Below are 17,284 nucleotides of genomic sequence, written 5' to 3'. Positions count from 1 at the left end.
AAGGCGAAACACCCGCGTGTGGGACCGGTCGATTCGGGATATTCCCCCGAATGCGACACGGGGCCCGTGGAGGGACGGATGATCTTGCGGCGGAGCGTGACCAGCACACCCGGTATCCGGAGAGTGCGGCGCGGACGTGGATTCGCCTACATCGGCGTCGACGGTGGCGCGGTGACGGCGACGGTCCGTGCACGCATCGACGCACTCGTGATCCCGCCCGCGTGGAAACAGGTATGGATCTGCCCCTACGACAACGGCCACATCCAGGCATACGGCACCGACATCGCGGGGCGCCGCCAGTACCTGTACCACGAGCAGTGGCGCGCCGAACGCGACGAGGAGAAACACGATCGCGTGCTGGCGATGGCGTCCAGGTTGCCGCAGTGGCGGCAGCAGGTGCAGGACGATCTCGTGCGTCGCGGAGCCGGACGTCGCCGCGCCGAGGCCGTGGCGCTGCGCCTGCTGGACCGGGCCGTGTTCCGCGTCGGCGGGGAGGAGTACGCGGAGGAGAACGGCACCCGGGGCGTCGCGACCCTGCTGCGCAGTCACGTCCGGATCAGCGGCGACGTTCTCACCTTCGACTATCCCGCGAAGGGCGGGATCCGGCGGGTCGTCGCCGTCGGCGACCCGGATCTCGCGACCGCGGTGCGGGCGCTGCGTCGTGTCCCGAGCGAGAGCGGCCGGCTGCTGACCTACCGCGAGGGAAAGACAGTGCGCGAACTGCACGCCGACGACATCAACGCACGGTTCAAGGAACTCGCCGGCGACGACTGCAGCGCCAAGGACCTGCGCACCTGGAACGCGACGGTGCTGGCCGCCGCCGCGTTCGCCGAGCAGGAGCCCCCGGACAGCGACCGCGCCCGGGCCCACGCCGAGGCGGAGGTGATGCGCCGGGTCGCGGAAGAACTCGGCAACACGCCGGCGGTGGCGCGCGGCTCGTACGTCGATCCGCGAGTCGTAGAGGCCTACGAACAGGGCCGCACTGTGCGGGCCGCGCTGCGGCGGGCCGCACGGTGCACACAGCGGCGGGCAGCACGCAGCAAGTCCGACGACGAGGCCCGCGAGATCGTCGAACGCGCGGTGATCCGGCTGCTCCGGCGATCGTGACGCCCGCGCTGTCGGTGCGCGGCGTTTGAACGTCAACCCCCGGCGGTAACCGGGGCAGGGGAGATCCGGGTCGGGGGAACGAGAGGAAGGACGCAGCGATGAAGGCCGTGACGTGGCAGGGCAAGCGCAAGGTCGAGGTCGACACGGTGCCGGACCCGCGGATCGAGGAGCCGACCGACGCCGTCATCCGCGTCACCACCACCAACATCTGCGGCTCGGATCTGCACCTGTACGAGGTGCTCGGGGCGTTCATGTCGCCTGGCGACATCCTCGGACACGAACCGATGGGCATCGTCGAGGAAGTCGGCAGCGAGGTGACGAACCTGAAGGCCGGTGACCGGGTGGTGATCCCGTTCCAGGTGTCGTGCGGTGGCTGCTTCATGTGCGGGCACGGCCTGTTCTCGCAGTGCGAGACCACCCAGGTACGCGAATACGGCAGTGGTGCAGCGCTGTTCGGATACTCCAAGCTGTACGGCAGCCTTCCCGGAGGGCAGGCGGAGTATCTGCGGGTCCCGCACGCGCAGTCCACGCACATCAAGGTCCCCGAGGGCCCGGACGATTCCCGGTTCGTGTACCTGTCCGACGTGCTGCCGACCGCCTGGCAGGCCGTCGAGTACGCCGACATTCCCGAGGGCGGCACGGTCACGGTCCTCGGCCTCGGACCGATCGGCGACATGGCCGCCCGGATCGCGCACCACCACGGTGCCCGCGTGATCGGTGTCGACCTCGTCCCGGAGCGGCTGGCCCGAGCCCAGGCGCGGGGAATCGAGACGATCGACCTGACCGGGACCGACGGAGAGCTCGGCGACCGGATCCGGGATCTCACGGACGGGCGCGGCACCGACTCGGTGATCGACGCGGTGGGCATGGAAGCGCACGGCAGCCCGGTCGCGAAGTTCGCCCAGACCGCCGCGGGGTTGTTGCCGTCGGCGGTCGCCGAACCGCTGATGCAGAAGGCCGGCGTCGACCGGCTCGCCGCGCTCTACAGCGCGATCGACGTGGTGCGGCGCGGCGGAACCATCTCCCTCAGCGGGGTGTACGGCGGCGCGACCGACCCGATGCCGATGCTGACCCTGTTCGACAAGCAGATCACGCTGCGCATGGGGCAGGCCAACGTGAATCGCTGGGTGCCGGAGATCCTGCCGTTGCTCACCGACGACGACCCGCTCGGCGTCGACACCTTCGCCACGCATCGGCTCCCGCTGTCCGAGGCGCCGCACGCGTACGACATCTTCCAGCGCAAGGTGGACGGTGCCGTGAAGATCCAGCTGGAGCCCTGATTCACCGATCCGCGGGCGTGACCGGTTCGGCGAGGACGGGGTCGTAGGCGGGGCCGGTCGCGTCGGTGTCGTGGGTGTGTGCGCGGGGGGAGACGCCCATTCCGAGCGCGTACGCCAGGTGACCGCCGAGGACGCCGCCGACACCGATCAACCCCAGGCCCGCGAGGCTCAGCGCCACCGCCGACGCCGAGGACTCGGGGGCGCACCGCCGCCGTCGGAAGGACGCGGCCGACAGCGCGATGCCCGCGGCGTTCGTCAGCGCGTGGATCAACCCGACCCGCCGCTGGACCGTGGTGCCGCGGGACCAGTCCGCCCATCCGGTGAACGCCGTCGGCGGGACCGCGACCAGTCCGATTCCGAGAAGTCGCCGGGCCGCGTCCGGCTTGCGGAAGACCAGATCGAAGACCGCAGCCGAGGACCACGCGCCGATCGGGACCGCCACCAGCGCGGGATGCAGCGGATGGCCCAGGAACTCACCGCGCAGCACGCCTCCGGCGGGGCCGTCGGCGACCGGCCTCACCAGGGCGCGGACCACCGTGGCGGGACGGTCGAGCCAGGACGCCGATTCGGTGCTCTCGAGCAGCCGGGCGAGCGGCGGGGAAGGGTGAGGAGCCTGTGTGGAAATGTTCGACGTTGCCATGTGCGACGCGTACCCCGGTGACCCTGCGGGAAAACGGCCGGCCCGCCACCGATCCCCGCGCCGAGTGCGAATCCGCCCACGTGTGGGCGGGCAGATTCCGAATCCGTGAGCATTCCGGTGAGGAGCAACTGCCGGTGGCGGAACCGTCACTCGACGATGATCTTGCCCTTCGCGCCGCGTTCGGCATCGAACATGCGATGGTTGAGGAAGGTGTAGGTACCGGGTTCGAGGAACTCCATCTCGACGAATCCGCCCTGCGCGACGGCCAGATCGAGCGCCTGGGCCCCGCCGCTGTCGGAGTCACCCGCGCGCAGCAGGTACGCGCCTTCCTTGTAGACGGTGTCGAACTGGCTTCCGACGACGTGGAAGGAGACGTTCTCGGCCGGTCCGGCGTCGAGCACCCAGATGCGGATCCGGTCGCCGACCTTCGCGCGCAGCGGCCGGTGCACGTACTGGTCCGCGAAACCGTTGAACACCACCAGGTCCGGTGTCGCCGCGGTGACCTTGTCCGCGTCGACCTCGCCGTCGCCGAGATACACCTCCGACTGCACCACGAGATACTCGGCGTCGACCGGGGCAAGGCTCGGCGGGTCGATCACGACCGCGCCGAACATGCCCGCGGCGATGTGCACGGCCATGGGGGCGGTTGCGCAGTGGTACAACCAGATCCCGGTGTGCTCGGCACGGAACCGGTAGACGAGTTGCTCGCCGGGTTCGATGGTGCGCATCGGCTCGTCCGGCCCGACCATCCCGGCGTGGAAATCGATGGAGTGTCCCATGGCCCCGTTGTTGACCAGGGTGATCTCGAAGACGTCGCCCAGCCGGCCTCGCAGCGTCGGGCCCATCGGCCGCCCGTTGTACGTCCACATGGTCTGGGTCGCACCGACCGCGTAGTCGCCGGGAACCTCGGTGACCTCGAAGGTGTAGCGGTGGGTCGTGCCGCCCGGTGCCGGCGCGAGCACCGGATCGCGGGCGACGAAGTCGTCGCCCGGGGCGACCGCGAGATCGACGGCCGGGGCACCGCCCGCGCCGTGATCGTGCACGCCTGCACCGCCGCCCGAGGCGCCGTCGGCCGTGATGTTCAGGACCATCCCCTGCTGCCGGTGCCCGACGATCGAGCACCACCCGTCGATGTCGGCGCCGACGACCCCGACCTCCACGGTCGCGGTCTGCCCCGAGCCGATCCGGCCGCTGTCGTGTCCGGAGGACAGGACCAGGTCGTGGACCTGGTCGTCGGAATTGGTGACGGTGAGGACCAGCCGGTCGCCGGCCGGCACCGAGATGCGGTCGGGGACGAACCGCATTCCGACCATCTCGACCTGCACTTCGGTGGTGTTGCCGGTCGGTGCCACTCCCGCCGACGCGTCCCCGGATCCGAGACCGGCTCCGCCGATCCCGGACGTGACGGCGGCGACGAGTGCGAGGCATGCGAGCGCCGCGGTGGCCTGCAACCCGCGGTGCTGCGGGGCGGGTGTGTACTCGGCCGGGGCCTTGCCCGACATCACGGCGCGGCGGCCCGCCATCGAGGCCTTGGCGCTGGTGATCATGATGGGCAGGAACATCACGAACGCGAGCATGACGATCGCGGACACGCCGACCCGCATCCAGCTCGCGAGTGGCAGCAGGAACAGCAGCAACCCGATGTTGACGACGACGAGCCGCCACACCCACCACCGGTTCATCTTGTCGACGCCGGCGCCGACGACGGCCGGTCCGCCACCCATCAGTGTGGGCAGCAGGTGACTCATCACCCCGAACAGCAGCTGTGCCGCGAAGCCCGCCAGGAACGGGACGGTCATCAGGGTGGCGCGGTCCGGGGTCATGGGACCGGTCGCGAGCACGATCGTCAGGCTCAGCAGCGACCCGAGCAGCCACAGCATCGACGCGGTGATCGAGGCGGCCGCGAACCCGATAGGAGGGTGCGACACGGCACCGCGCAGTAGCGGCCCGGCGACGACGACCCATCCGGCGAGATAGATCGCGCAGCCTGCCGCGGCGACGAGCGGATGCGCGGTCAGTGCGCCGACGAGGAGCACCGCGATACCGGCGAGCAGGACCATGAGCGCAACGGGTCGTCGCCGCGCCCCGGTGGCGTCCATGCCGATCAGGTTCGGGTACATCACCGTCAGCACCCCGGCGGCGGCCAGGCCGAGGAAGCCCAGCAGGTTCATGGCCTGGTGGGCGAGCAGGAACCCGGCCTGGGTGCTGTCGGTCTGTCCGTAGGCGAGTGCGGCACCGAATCCGGCTCCGACCGGCAGCAGTGCCGACGATGCGACGAGGAACCACACGCTCTGCGCGTGCAGGGCGGGTTCCTCACCGTCCAGTGCCCGGGACCGCTGGGCCTGCCGGATCAGCAGCAGAAGCGAGATGGCATGCCAGGCGAGCATCGCGCCCACGAGGACCGCACCGACGAGCGTGGCGGGGAACCACCCGGTGAGGACACCGGCGACGGTGACGACGATGCCCGCGTTGAGCAGGTAGATCTTCGCGAGCTGCGGTGGGCGGGCGCTTTCGGGGAGGTGATAGCCGAGGAAACGCTCGGCGAGGGTCTGCGACCACACCACGATCGAGTTGGTGACGGCGCCGAGGGTGAACAGGTGGACCAGCAGCCACCGCGATTCGGGCAGGAACGGGTGGGTCAGACCCGCGACGATCAGCAGCGCGAGCCAGATGCGTACCGGCTTGCCTGCGCGCTGGTGCCAACTCTTGGGTCGTTTCACCGGGGGAGTGGTGGTCACAGGCAGATGGTAGGACCGATCCGGGCCTTTTTACTACGACTTGTCGTAGAACTCACGGTCGCCCGACCGGGCGGATCGGTCAGATCCGCCGCATCACGGACACCACCTTACCCAGCACGACGGCCCGATCGCCGTCGAGAACCGGATACGCCGGATTGCGCGGTTCGAGCTGCACGTGCCCGTTCCGCCGCCGCAGCACCTTGACGGTGGCCTCGCCGTCGATCATCGCGGCGACGATCTCGCCCGAATGCGCCTCGTTCTGCTGCCGCACCACCACGACGTCGCCGTCGCAGATCGCCGCGTCGACCATCGAATCGCCGCGCACCCGCAACCCGAACACGGTGCCGGAACCGACCAGCTCCCGCGGCAGTGCCAGCACGTCGTCGGTGTGCTGCTCGGCGAGGATCGGCACGCCGGCCGCGATGTCGCCGACGACCGGCACCGGGACCGTCCGATCGGACCCGGCCGGCGCCGACGCGGCGAGGAACGGGCGCACGTCCAGCTGACGCGCCACCGCCGAACCCCGCCGCAGGAACCCCTTGTCCTCGAGGCTGCGCAGATGCTTGGACACCGACGACGTCGACCGCAGGCCCACCGCGTCCCCGATCTGCCGGGTGCTCGGCGCGCACCCGTTCGCCGCTGCCCAGTCCCGGATCACCGCCAGGATCTGCTGCTGCCGCAGCGGCAGGGTCGAGGCGTCGAGGCCACCGAACATGTCGAAATCGTCGTAATCGGTCACCCGGCGAATCGTAGTCGCGCGAACGAATCGACCCTCCGGGCCGTCACCCCACGTCGAAGGTGGCGGGATCGCCGCCGAGCCGGTTCCCGGTGTCGAGTGCCGAGATCGCGTCGAGCTCGGCCGCATCGAGGTCGAAGTCGAACACGTCCAGGTTCTGCCGGATCCGGTGCGGGGTCACCGACTTCGGGATCGCCACGTTGCCGATCTGCAGATGCCACCGGAGCACCACCTGCGCGGGCGAACGGTCGTGCTCGAGCGCGATCCGCGCGAGGGTGGGATCGTCGAGCAGGCCACGGCCCTGGCCGAGCGGCGACCACGCCTCGGTGACGATGCCCAGCTCGTCGTGCACCCGCCGCAATTCGGGCTGCGCGAAGTCCGGATGCACCTCGATCTGATTGATCACCGGCACCACGCCCGTGTCCGCGATGATCGTTCGCAGCTGCTCCGGCTGGAAATTGGACACACCGATCGACCGGGCACGACCGTCGGCCTTCAACTCGGTGAACGCCTGCCAGATCGTGCGGTAGTCCTCACGCATCGGCCGCGGCCAATGGATCAGGTACAGGTCCACATAGTCCAGCCCCAAGCGGTCGAGGGACGCGTCGAACTCGGTGAACACGCGGTCCCGGGTCCACGGACCGTCCGCACTGTTCCACAGCTTGGTGGTGACGAACAGTTCGTCGCGCGGTATCCCCGCCGCCGCGATCGCCCGGCCGGTACCGACCTCGTTCCCGTAGATCGCAGCCGTGTCGATACTGCGATATCCGACGGTCAGAGCGCTGGTGACAGCGGTGAAACACTCGTCGTCGGGCACCTGCCACACCCCGAACCCGATCTGCGGGATCGAGTTTCCGTCGTCGAGCGTCACATTCGGTACCGGGTTCGCAACAGTCATGCCCGGACCAACGACCGGACCCGGAATCTTGTTCCCCGGATGCCCGGTTCCGGTGACTGCCGGTTTCGTCGACTGCGCAGCTGGGTAACCGCCCGCATGGCGAATACAACGAATCGCGGTCGCTCCACGACGGGAAGCCGGTTCGCAGGATGGATCGGCTATGTGTGCGTCCTGGCGGGCGTCGCCGCGATAGCTCTGGTCCTGACAGCCGCCGGTGGCGGTTTCGAAGGCTGGACGGCTGTCGGAACGATCGTTGCCGTCGCCCTGATCGTCGTGGGGGCAGTGATGATCGTGCTCAACTTCCGAAGCCGCCGGCTCGGCGGATCCGGTGGCACATCCACCCACGAACCCGGAGTGCTGTAGTGGTGCGACCCGACATGTTGTGGCGGATGCCGGGTGTGTACCGGCCGCAAGAGGATTCGTGGTTGCTGGCGCAAGCCTACGGTTCCGCCGGCCCGCCGCCGGGTGCGAAGGTCCTCGACTTCTGTACGGGCACCGGAATCCTGGCGGTCACGGCGGCGCGAGCGGGCGCCGAATCGGTGACGGCACTGGACATCGCGCCCCGTGCGGTGTTCACCGCCCGGCTCAACGCGTGGTCGCGGCGCCTGCCTATCCGGGTGCATCGCGGGGGCCTCGGCATCGCGCACGAACTCGCGCCGTTCGACGTGATCGTCTCGAATCCGCCCTACGTGCCGGCGCCCGGTGGAGCCTTCGATCCGCGCTGGGATGCCGGCCCGGACGGGCGCTCCGTCGTCGACCCGTTGTGCCGGGAGATCCCGAAGCTGTTGCGACCCGGAGGATTCGCGCTCGTCGTGCACTCCGAGTACACCGGTGTGGACACCACCTTGGAGATGCTGCGTTCCGGGGGCGTGAAGGCCACCGTGGTCGCGCGCGAGCGCATCCCGTTCGGCCCCGTGATGCGGAGTCGTGCCGAATATCTGCAGCAGCTTCGAACAGTCTCTGCGGCAGACGCTTCCGTTGTCACCGTCGAGAGCGAAACCGAGATCGAGACCGAGGAAGTGGTGGTGATCCGTGCCGACCGACCGGAACACACAGGATGACACGCGGATAGACACGCGGATAGATGTCAGGACCGTCCGGCTCGTGCCGGGCGGCCCGATGCTCGTCGAGGGACCGGTGCGGATCGTGGGTGAGGACGGCACCGAGGTGACGTCCGATCGGTTCGTGGTCGCGGTGTGCCGATGCCATCGCAGCGGCATCTATCCGTTGTGCGACACCAGTCACCGCCGGAGCGCTCGCGCGCCCCGGCGGTGAGAGGAGTCAGTACCAGTGCCTGCGGCCGCCGATGGCCCGTCCGGTGGCGCCGAGCAATGCCAGAATGACGCCCACCACGAGGAGGATGATACCGAGCGTCCACAGGATCGAGATCCCGGTCAGGAATCCGACCACCAGAAGGATCAGGCCTAGGATGATCATGATCGTCTACCTTGCTGTCGGTGCCCGTGCTCGAATCGGCTCGGACGATGGGGGAGAATACCCCGATCCCGGCAATTCAAACCATGGAGTATCAACTCCTCGACGGGCGTCCGGCATCGCCCGACCGCATCGGATACCTGGCCCCCCATCGCAATACACAGGCGGCGCAATACACGGGCAGCCCAATTCACAAGCATGGCGCAACCGGGCGAACGGTGGCATGGTCGAAGCATGCCTACTTCGGAGAATCCCGGGGCGAGTGTCCCCGGTGAATACAGCGTCGACGACGAAGATCAGTTGCAGCCCGAGGACACCCTCGTCGATCGAGGTGTCGACGACGTTCTGGACGAAGGGATCTCACCGCCCGAGCACCCCGTCGGCCTCGAACCGCACGACGACCTCGAATCCCGCCTGGCGGAAGAAGAACCCGAGACGGGATCGGGCGCTGCCGACACCGGCCGCGCGGGCCGGCTCGTCGCACCGGACCAGGGGACGGGGGAGGACACCGAATCCGAACTCGTCGCCGAGGACGTCGGAATCGACGGTGGGGGAGCCGGAGCCGAGGAAGCGGCCGTGCACGTCGTCGATGAGGACGACATCGAGAAGGGCTGAACGGAGAGGCGCTGAACGGGTAAGGGGCTGAACGGGTCTCAGGTGGCCTCGACCGGTTCGAGCAGCGACGACTCGTCGCGGGACCACCGTTCGAGCAGGTGGCTGCCGAGCCGGCCCTCGAGGAATTCGATGGCTTCCGCCCCGAACACCACATCGCCGGCCGCGTCCGGATCGCGGTCGAGCAGGTCCCCGACGACGTCGTGCCTCAACACCAGTTCGTGCACCGCATCCGCCTCGACGTGCTCGGTGTAGAACCGGACGCATTCCGGGGCGGCATCGAGGCGTTCGAGTGCCTGCACCATCCGGCGCGCACTCGGACCGGTCGTCATCTCGGCGGCCGCGAACTGGCCGACGAGCATGCCGATGCGGGAGCGATGCAAGGCGCACATCGACATGAAGTTCACCGGTGCCAGGGTGAGCGCCGGCACGCGGTCGAGATATCCCAGATAGGTGGCGTCCAATCCGGCCGCGACCATCAGATCGGCGAACAACTGCGCGTGCACCCGGTCGTGGTGCCCGGCGCCGTACTCGTCGAATTCGACGGCCACCAGCGTCGCCTTGGCCCGGCCGGTGAGGCGCGGAATGGCCCAGGCCTGCGGATCGGCTTCCTTGAGCTGGTAGATGGACCGGTGCACGAAGTACTCCCGCAACTGCGGCCACGTGCCCTGCTCGGCCAGGTGGTGGGACACGCTCCAGGCGTCGCGGGGCTCGCGGCACACCGCGTCGAAGGTCGCATCGACATCTGTACCTCCCGGGACATCCGCGCGCAGCCGGTCCAGGAACGACCGTTCGAGCGCGGCACGCACGCCGAGCGGACCCGGCGCCCATTCCCAACCCGGATCGACCTCGGGGAACCCCCGGTAGTGCAGTTCGTAGAGCACCGTCAGCGCCAATTGCACGTCGTCGCCGTAGGGGTCCACGTGGGCGGGAGGGCGAGGCCACGGCGACTCGTCCGGTGTGCCGGTGAGCCGGGTGACGACCGCATCGGAAATCGGCCCGCGCGGCCGCGGCAGCGGGGCGGCAGCTGGAGAACGCATGGTCCGCGGATACCCGGACCGGGGCAGAAGGAAACCGGCGGGTGTGAACCGGGCACCGGCGGGTATCCGCCGGTCATGAGCAGCGATGACCAGGGACACGTACATCCCCCGCACACGATCGACTACCCCGGCGAAACCGCGGACATGGCCGACGAGCCCAGAGACGAGATGCGCGGGTACCGCGGTCGCGGACTGCTCGAAGGGCGCAAGGCACTGATCACCGGCGGGGACTCCGGGATCGGCCGTGCGGTCGCGGTCGCGTTCGCCAAGGAGGGCGCGGACGTCGCCATCGCGTACCTCGAGGAGGACCGGGACGCCGAGCACACCGCGGATCTGGTGCGGCGGGAAGGCTGTGAATGCCACCTGTTCCGGGGCGATCTCGCCGATCCGGCGCACTGCCGGGAGGTGGTGGCCGAGGCGGCCGCTCGCCTCGGTGGCCTGCAGATCCTGGTGAACAACGTGGCCTACCAGGAGCCGGTCGACGACTTCGCCGATCTCGACGAAGCACAGTGGCGCCGCACGTTCGCGGTGAACATCGACAGCTTCTATCACGTCACGAGGGCCGCGCTCGACCACCTGCCGTCCGGGTCGTCGATCATCAACACCTCCTCGATCAACGGGCTGCGCGGCAACAAGACGCTCATCGACTACTCGGCCACCAAGGGGGCTGTGCTGGCGCTGACCTATTCGCTCGCACAGGCGTTGCAGGACAGGGGAATCCGGGTCAACTGCGTCGCACCGGGGCCGGTGTGGACTCCGCTGATCCCCGCCACCATGGACGAGGAGAAGGTCGCGGACTTCGGCAAGCAGGCGCCGTACGGGCATGCGGCGCAACCCGACGAGATCGCACCGTCCTACGTGTTCTTCGCATCGAACACGATGTCGTCGTACTACAGCGGTGAGGTGCTGGCGCCGATCGGGGGCGAAACGCTACCCGGCTGACCGCGGTGCGGTCGATCGATACCGGCCGCGGTGCGGTCGATCGATACCGGCCGCGGTGCGGTCGATCGCTACTCGTTCCGGTGCTCTTCGCTCTGCTTCGGGTCGGGATGCCGCCTGGCGCGACGACGGAAGCGCCACGGGTAGAGGATCCAGATCGCGATGAACAGCGCGGCGGTGCACACGCCGGCGACGGTCGCCGCGGTCGAGTCGATCACGAGCCCGACCACGAGCATGGCGACCCCGGTCATCGACACCCCGAGCAGGAGCAACCCGGCGAGCGCGAACCTGTGCGCGGTGAGCACCAGCCGGTCCAGTTGCCTACGCCGGAAGAGGAGCCGATGCATGCTGACCGGCGCGACGAGGAGGATGGTCGCCGCGATCGAGGCGAGGACGGTGATCAGATAGATGCCCTTCTCGTTCCTCGACAGGGCGCTGAATGCGTTCTGGAACGGCAGGGTCAGGAGGAAGCCGGTGAGCAGTTGCACGCCGGTCTGGACGACACGCAGTTCCTGCAGCAGGCTGGACCAATTCCGGTCGAGTTGCTGGGCCTCGCTCTCGTAGCGGCGCGAGTACGTGGCCTCGGGTGGCTCGTCCTCCTCCTCGAACGGGTTGGAACGCATCATCAGTCAAATCTGCCATGCTGCCCGGCTCAGCAGGGGCGATGTGCGCGTTTCACAACCTTGTGACGCGGATCACCGTGGGGTACCGTCGGCAGCACCGGACCAGTATTCGTCCTTGCGGAAGGAGTGTCGGAATGAAACTCAACCTCTTCGTCGCCTGGGCGGGATACACCCTCGGGCTGCTTGCGATCGCTTGCCTCGCCCTGTTCCTGCTTGCGGCGGGATACGGCCACACCGGACCGGCGATCGTCGCCGGGATCGCCACCCTCGTCGTTGCCGGAATCGCGATGGCGATGATCGGAGGCACGATCCACCACGACCACAAGGTGCACCAGGTCACGCCCAAGTTGTTCTGACCCGGTGGGGTTCCCGACCCCGGAGCCGACCCGATCGCCCTGGCGTAGTCCTCAGGACTGCGCCAGGCGCTTTTTTTCGAGTTCGACGTCGAATTGTGCTGCGGGCCAGTCCAGATCGAGGCGTTCGAGCGCGTCGATCAGGAGTTCGCCGACCGCGATGCGGCTGAACCACTTACGGTTGGACGGGATGACGTACCACGGCGCGTAATCGGTGTTGGTCTTGTCGAGCATCGCCTGGTACGCCTCCTGGTATTCGGGCCACAAGGCGCGTTCGGTGACGTCCGACGGGTTGTACTTCCAGTGCTTGTCCGGGCGCTCGAGGCGTTCGGCCAGGCGCTTCTTCTGTTCGTCGAGCGAGACGAACATGGCGACCTTCACGATCGTGGTCCCGTTGTCGACGATCTCCCGTTCGAACTGGTTGATCTCGTCGTATCGGGTGCTCCAGACCTTCTCCGGGACGAGATTGTGCACGCGTACGACGAGCACGTCCTCGTAGTGCGAGCGGTCGAACACGCCGATCTGCCCGGCGCGGGGCAGTGCCTTGTTGATCCGCCACAGATAGTGGTGCTGCTTCTCCTCGGGCGTGGGGACCCCGAACGAGGCGTGGTCGACCCCCTGCGGGTCTACGTGCCCGATGACGTGGCGCACCATTCCGCCCTTGCCGGCGGTGTCCATGCCCTGCAGCACCAGCAGTACAGATCGCCGGTCGCCCGAGCGGCCGTTCGCGAACAGCTTCTCCTGCAGGTCCGACAGGTACGCGCCGCGTTCTTCGAGAAGGCGTGTGCCGAGTTCCTTGTCGCCCTCGAACCCCGGGGTGGCGTCTGCGTCGATGTCGGCGACGCGGGTGTGCGGTCCGGCCCGCAGTGCCTCGGTGGCAGGAATCGTCCACGGGCTGTTCTCGGTGTCCTTCGACATGGCACGAAGCGTGCCACACGCCGGTCGTCGTCAGGGGTGTTCGGGGCGGGTGTCGCCGGAGGTGTCTCCGTCCGGCAGATCGAGTTCGTCGGGTCCGGCCGGATAGGGCGGCGGCGAAATTCCGTCGATCATGTGGCTACCCCACAGATCGATGTCGGTCACGCGGGCGGTCGCGGTGGCGTCCTGGTCCGGTTCGAGAAGTGTCAGCGTGAGCTCGGTGCCGGTGGGCGGCGGAGCATCCGGAGCGAACGCGGACGCCAGGTCGCGCAGCCGGCCACGCCAGCGGTGCCGGCCACTGATCGGATCGAACCAGTCGGCGAGTTCGACGTCGACGACGACCTGCCTGCCTGCGACGGCGACCTCCGCGCGGCCTCGGTATCCCTCGGACATACCCCGATTTTACACGTAACCCAAAGTTACGTGAAACGGGTCACTCCGCGACTTCTTCGCTTTCCTCCCGGTCGTCGCGCCGGAGCGGATGCGGCTGCGACTTGAACTTGACGGGCGAGCCGGCCGCCGATGCGATGCCGGACAAGCCGCCCCACGTCATCATCGTCAGGTAGTCGATGAGATCTTCCGCGGTCATCGACTTGTTCGAGATCCACCAGTGCGTCGCGAGCTGGATTCCGCCGACGATGCCGTAGGCCCACGGCACCGATCCTCCCGAATCCATCTCCAGCAACCGCAGGCGCTCACCGAGGACGGTCGCCACCAGCTCGGCGATCATCCGCTCGGAATCGGCCACCACATCGCGGCTCGCCGACGAGCTGTTGCTCATCACGTACAGGTAGACCTCCGGGTCGGAGGCCACGGTCTCGACATACGCGGCGATCGCGACCCGGGTCAGTTCGTACTCGTCGAGATCCTCGCCGACGGCCGCGTAGATCCTCGGCGCCAGGATCCGCTCGACGTACCGCATCATCGTCGCGGTCGTCAGATCGTTCTTGTCCGTGAAGTAGCGGTACAGAACCGTCTTGGAGACGCCGATCTCCGCGGCGATCTCGTCCATCCCGATGTCGTGGCCTCGTACCCGGATCGCGGCGATCGTGCCGTCGACGAGCTCCTCGCGCCGCGCGATCTTGTGCTCGTGCCAGCGGCGTTTGCGTCCGTCCTGCTTGGCGGGCGCCGGTTGCGGCGCTGCGGAATCGAGGGGCGTTGTCGGCGAGGGCGCGCTTTTGCTGGGCACTGGGTTGGCACATCCGTTCGGTTTCGATCGTCGGCTCAGTCTACGGCGAGCCGCTTCGTGTCGCGGCACGTCCCGCGGGTGTCCGTCCGGTTTCGGCACAATGGCGAAGGTGCAACTTCTGACCAACGACGATGCCGCCAAGCGCGCTGATCTCCGCCGGATGAAGGCGGTGGCCACCGGATTCCTGGTCTTCGCCACGGTGGTGTATCTGTTCTGCCGCTGGCAGGAAACCCGGGGTGCCGGCGAGTGGGTCGGTTACGTGCGAGCTGCCTCGGAGGCGGGCATGGTCGGTGCCCTCGCCGACTGGTTCGCCGTGACAGCCCTGTTCCGGCATCCCCTCGGTGTCCCGGTGCCCCACACCGCGATCATCAAGAAGAAGAAGGACCAGCTCGGGGCCAGCCTGAGTTCGTTCGTGGGAACCAACTTCCTGGCTCCGGACGTCGTGTCGGCGAAGATCGAGTCCGCGCAGATCCCGCTGCGGCTCGGTGGCTGGATGGCCCAGTCCGCGAACGCGCAGCGGGTCGCGCAGGAGACGTCGACGGTGCTGCGCGGCATCGTGACGGTGCTGCGCGAAGAGGACATCCAGCAGGTCATCGACCACACGATCGTCAAGCGCATCGCCGAGCCCGAGTGGGGGCCGCCGATCGGCCGGGTGCTGACCGAGCTCATCGCCGAGGAGCGCCACCTGCCGCTGATCGACATGCTCGCCGAGCGGGCCCACCAGTGGGCGCTGGGCAGCCAGGAGACGATCGACCGGATCATCTCGCGGGACTCGCCGTCGTGGTCGCCGAAGTTCGTCGACATGCTGCTCGGCGAGAAGATCCACCGCGAACTGGTCGAATTCACCTGGAAGGTGCGGTCCAACCCGACCCACGAGGTCCGGCTCGCCGCGAACAAGTTCCTCGCCGACTACGCCCGCGACCTGCAGACCGATCCGGCCACGATCGCCAAGGCCGAACGCGTCAAGGCGGAGATCATGGGGCGGGACGAGGTGACCCAGCTCGCGGCCGCCACGTGGCGGACCGCCAAGCGCATGATCCTCGAATCCGTCGACGATCCGAACAGCACCCTGCGCACGAAGGTCGCCGAGAACGTCATGCACCTCGGGGTGCGGCTGCGCGACGACGACGAACTGCGCGGCAAGGTCGACGGCTGGCTGCTCGACGGTGCCCGCTACATCGCCGCGAACTACGCCGACGAGATCACCGCGGTGATCCGGGAGACCGTCGAGCGCTGGGACGCAGACGAGGCGAGCCGCAAGATCGAGCTGGCCGTCGGGCGGGATCTGCAGTTCATCCGCATCAACGGCACGGTCGTCGGATCGCTCGCGGGTCTGGCCATCTACACCGTGTCCCAGCTGCTGTTCTCGTGAGGTCGCTCACTTGCTAGCAGAGTGCTTGCTGTAGCTAGCACCCGCTCGTATGCTGGGGTCATGCCCACGAACGAAGGGGACACCGCGCCGGTCGAGAGGCCGGACGGTGAGGGATCCGGAACCGGCGGACCGAGCGATCTCGCATCGCGAGTCGTGAACTCCGCAGCGCAGGACATCGGCGGGTTCATCCGCGCCCAGCGCGAGGCGGCGCAGGTGTCGTTGCGGCAGTTGTCGCAGCTCGCCGGCGTCAGCAATCCCTATCTCAGCCAGATCGAACGTGGGCTCCGCAAGCCCTCCGCGGAGGTGCTCGGGCAGATCGCGAAGGGCCTCCGGTTGTCCGCGGAGGTTCTCTACGTGCGGGCCGGGATTCTCGAGCAGCGCCCGCAGAGCGCGGTACGTGACGCGCTGCTTGCCGATACCGCTCTCACCGAGCGGCAGAAGCAGGTCCTGCTCGACATCTACGACTCGTTCTGTCGCGAGAACGAGTCCGCCCCGCCCGGGCCGGCGCCGGACATCGAGTCCGGGACCGCCGACCGGAACGAGACCGACCCCGATGAACAGGAGAAATGACATGACCGATCCCAATGTCTCCATTCGCAATTCCCTCTACGCCGCCGTCGGCGCGGGCGACGCCGTCGTCCAGGCCGTCGCAGACGTCGTCGCTCAGGTGCGTGAGCGCGCCGAAACCAACCGCGCCGACGTCAACGAGCGCGTCGACACCGCCCGCGAGAAGCTTCTCGCCCTGCCCGGCGACCTGACCGAGACCGTCGAATCGCTGCGCGAGCGTCTCGCCGGCCTGCCGTCCGAGCTGCCCGAGGAGCTCGCGGAACTGCGCGAGAAGTTCACCCCCGAGGAGCTGCGCAAGGTCGCCGAGGCGTACCTGAAGGTCGCGTCCGACCTGTACACCTCGCTCGCCGAACGTGGTGAGGAGACTGTCGAGCGCCTTCGCAAGCAGCCCGCGGTCGAAGAGGGCCTCGAGCGCGCCGAGGCTGCGTTCGGTGACGCCGTCGACCTGACCGAGGACGCCCTCGGCACCGTTGCCCGTCAGACCCGCGCCGTCGGGGAGCGGGCCGCGAAGCTCGCCGGCCTCGCTGCCGGCCGCATCTCCGAGACCGCTTCGGAGGTCGGCGACGCCATCGCCGACGCCGGTGACGAGGCCGCGCTGCGGGTCCTCGAGCTCGCGGACCAGGCCGAAGAGGTTGCCGACGAGGCTGCCGACCGCGTCGAGGTCGCCGCTCTGGAGGTGGACGAGGCGGCCAAGTCCGTGACGGAGAAGGCTGCTCCGGCGAAGCCTGCCGCCAAGGCCGCCCCGGCCAAGGCCACCGCGGCCAAGGCGCCCGCCAAGTCCGCGGCGAAGGCCCCGGCCAAGAAGGCGGCCCCGCGCAAGACCACCGGCGCCTGATCAGGG

General features: G+C 68.5%; 21 protein-coding genes. 11 read left to right on the top strand and 10 right to left on the bottom strand.

Translation table 11 applies throughout. The features are described 5' to 3' along the window. Positions 1-78 precede the first annotated feature (78 nt). Both ACN675_RS02020 and ACN675_RS02015 read left to right on the top strand, forming a co-directional pair. Complete coding sequence (locus ACN675_RS02020) at positions 79-1,107, top strand: DNA topoisomerase IB (protein ID WP_420749321.1); 1,029 nt, start codon at positions 79-81, stop codon at positions 1,105-1,107. A gap of 98 nt (positions 1,108-1,205) precedes the next feature. Beyond that, positions 1,206-2,387 carry a zinc-dependent alcohol dehydrogenase gene (locus tag ACN675_RS02015; RefSeq protein ID WP_420749320.1) on the top strand — a complete coding sequence of 394 codons (1,182 nt, stop codon included), beginning with the start codon at positions 1,206-1,208 and terminating at the stop codon, positions 2,385-2,387. A 1-nt stretch (position 2,388) separates the two neighbouring features. On the opposite strand, the gene ACN675_RS02010 is transcribed toward ACN675_RS02015, so the two are convergent. The 4 genes from ACN675_RS02010 to ACN675_RS01995 form a co-directional block, all read right to left on the bottom strand. Then, positions 2,389-3,027, bottom strand: a complete 639-nt coding sequence (locus ACN675_RS02010) for a DUF2231 domain-containing protein (RefSeq protein ID WP_420749319.1) — start codon at positions 3,025-3,027, stop codon at positions 2,389-2,391. Between the two features lie 146 nt (positions 3,028-3,173). Then, positions 3,174-5,765, bottom strand: coding sequence for a multicopper oxidase domain-containing protein (locus ACN675_RS02005; protein ID WP_420749318.1), 2,592 nt, complete (start codon positions 5,763-5,765; stop codon positions 3,174-3,176). A 79-nt stretch (positions 5,766-5,844) separates the two neighbouring features. Next, the gene (gene lexA / locus ACN675_RS02000) at positions 5,845-6,504 is read right to left on the bottom strand and encodes a transcriptional repressor LexA (protein WP_420749317.1); all 660 of its coding nucleotides are present in this window, start codon (positions 6,502-6,504) and stop codon (positions 5,845-5,847) included. A gap of 43 nt (positions 6,505-6,547) precedes the next feature. Then, complete coding sequence (locus tag ACN675_RS01995) at positions 6,548-7,399, bottom strand: aldo/keto reductase (protein ID WP_420749316.1); 852 nt, start codon at positions 7,397-7,399, stop codon at positions 6,548-6,550. 96 nt (positions 7,400-7,495) lie between these two features. On the opposite strand from ACN675_RS01995, the gene ACN675_RS01990 reads away from it, so the two are divergent. From ACN675_RS01990 to ACN675_RS01980, 3 genes are read left to right on the top strand one after another with little or no spacing between them, the layout of a single operon-like run. Further along, positions 7,496-7,762 (top strand): hypothetical protein, encoded by a 267-nt coding sequence (locus ACN675_RS01990; RefSeq protein WP_420749315.1) that lies wholly within the window; start codon positions 7,496-7,498, stop codon positions 7,760-7,762. A 35-nt stretch (positions 7,763-7,797) separates the two neighbouring features. Next, entirely contained in the window at positions 7,798-8,460 is a 663-nt protein-coding gene (locus ACN675_RS01985) for a HemK2/MTQ2 family protein methyltransferase (protein ID WP_420749410.1), read from the top strand. Positions 8,461-8,518: 58 nt separating this feature from the next. After that, positions 8,519-8,674 (top strand): CDGSH iron-sulfur domain-containing protein, encoded by a 156-nt coding sequence (locus ACN675_RS01980; RefSeq protein ID WP_197256655.1) that lies wholly within the window; start codon positions 8,519-8,521, stop codon positions 8,672-8,674. A gap of 6 nt (positions 8,675-8,680) precedes the next feature. Here the strand turns inward: ACN675_RS01980 and ACN675_RS01975 are convergent, their stop codons facing one another. Beyond that, positions 8,681-8,836 (bottom strand): DUF6131 family protein, encoded by a 156-nt coding sequence (locus tag ACN675_RS01975; RefSeq protein ID WP_169833884.1) that lies wholly within the window; start codon positions 8,834-8,836, stop codon positions 8,681-8,683. A gap of 231 nt (positions 8,837-9,067) precedes the next feature. Between ACN675_RS01975 and ACN675_RS01970 the strand changes: the two genes are divergently transcribed. Beyond that, positions 9,068-9,448: a DUF5709 domain-containing protein gene (locus ACN675_RS01970; protein WP_420749314.1), complete on the top strand. Its 381-nt coding sequence runs from the start codon at positions 9,068-9,070 to the stop codon at positions 9,446-9,448. 38 nt (positions 9,449-9,486) lie between these two features. On the opposite strand, the gene ACN675_RS01965 is transcribed toward ACN675_RS01970, so the two are convergent. Beyond that, the gene (locus ACN675_RS01965; RefSeq protein WP_420749313.1) at positions 9,487-10,485 is read right to left on the bottom strand and encodes an iron-containing redox enzyme family protein; all 999 of its coding nucleotides are present in this window, start codon (positions 10,483-10,485) and stop codon (positions 9,487-9,489) included. A gap of 75 nt (positions 10,486-10,560) precedes the next feature. Between ACN675_RS01965 and ACN675_RS01960 the strand changes: the two genes are divergently transcribed. Beyond that, positions 10,561-11,427 carry an SDR family oxidoreductase gene (locus ACN675_RS01960; RefSeq protein WP_420749312.1) on the top strand — a complete coding sequence of 289 codons (867 nt, stop codon included), beginning with the start codon at positions 10,561-10,563 and terminating at the stop codon, positions 11,425-11,427. A gap of 68 nt (positions 11,428-11,495) precedes the next feature. Here the strand turns inward: ACN675_RS01960 and ACN675_RS01955 are convergent, their stop codons facing one another. Then, positions 11,496-12,050 carry a DUF6328 family protein gene (locus ACN675_RS01955; RefSeq protein ID WP_420749311.1) on the bottom strand — a complete coding sequence of 185 codons (555 nt, stop codon included), beginning with the start codon at positions 12,048-12,050 and terminating at the stop codon, positions 11,496-11,498. 131 nt (positions 12,051-12,181) lie between these two features. Between ACN675_RS01955 and ACN675_RS01950 the strand changes: the two genes are divergently transcribed. After that, positions 12,182-12,403, top strand: coding sequence for a hypothetical protein (locus ACN675_RS01950; protein ID WP_420749310.1), 222 nt, complete (start codon positions 12,182-12,184; stop codon positions 12,401-12,403). Positions 12,404-12,454: 51 nt separating this feature from the next. Here ACN675_RS01950 and ACN675_RS01945 read toward each other — a convergent pair whose 3' ends face one another. Genes ACN675_RS01945 through ACN675_RS01935 form a run of 3 tightly spaced genes read right to left on the bottom strand, consistent with a single transcriptional unit; the run spans position 12,455 to position 14,504 of the window. Continuing rightward, complete coding sequence (locus ACN675_RS01945) at positions 12,455-13,318, bottom strand: polyphosphate kinase 2 family protein (RefSeq protein ID WP_420749309.1); 864 nt, start codon at positions 13,316-13,318, stop codon at positions 12,455-12,457. Between the two features lie 30 nt (positions 13,319-13,348). After that, positions 13,349-13,708 carry a DUF4873 domain-containing protein gene (locus ACN675_RS01940; protein WP_420749308.1) on the bottom strand — a complete coding sequence of 120 codons (360 nt, stop codon included), beginning with the start codon at positions 13,706-13,708 and terminating at the stop codon, positions 13,349-13,351. Positions 13,709-13,748: 40 nt separating this feature from the next. Continuing rightward, a complete protein-coding gene (locus ACN675_RS01935; RefSeq protein ID WP_420749307.1) occupies positions 13,749-14,504 on the bottom strand; it encodes a TetR/AcrR family transcriptional regulator in 756 nt (251 codons plus the stop codon). Positions 14,505-14,604: 100 nt separating this feature from the next. On the opposite strand from ACN675_RS01935, the gene ACN675_RS01930 reads away from it, so the two are divergent. From ACN675_RS01930 to ACN675_RS01920, 3 genes are read left to right on the top strand one after another with little or no spacing between them, the layout of a single operon-like run. Further along, positions 14,605-15,876, top strand: coding sequence for a DUF445 domain-containing protein (locus ACN675_RS01930; RefSeq protein WP_420749306.1), 1,272 nt, complete (start codon positions 14,605-14,607; stop codon positions 15,874-15,876). A gap of 60 nt (positions 15,877-15,936) precedes the next feature. Then, entirely contained in the window at positions 15,937-16,446 is a 510-nt protein-coding gene (locus ACN675_RS01925) for a helix-turn-helix domain-containing protein (protein WP_420749305.1), read from the top strand. Between the two features lies 1 nt (position 16,447). After that, positions 16,448-17,278 carry a heparin-binding hemagglutinin gene (locus ACN675_RS01920; RefSeq protein ID WP_420749304.1) on the top strand — a complete coding sequence of 277 codons (831 nt, stop codon included), beginning with the start codon at positions 16,448-16,450 and terminating at the stop codon, positions 17,276-17,278. The last annotated feature ends 6 nt before the right edge of the window (positions 17,279-17,284 follow it).

Origin of the sequence: Rhodococcus sp. O3 (genome assembly GCF_048897285.1) — a bacterium.
GTDB lineage: Bacteria > Actinomycetota > Actinomycetes > Mycobacteriales > Mycobacteriaceae > Rhodococcus.
The sequence above is the reverse complement of the archived record's forward strand: the minus strand, read 5'-3'. Positions and strand labels throughout refer to the sequence as shown.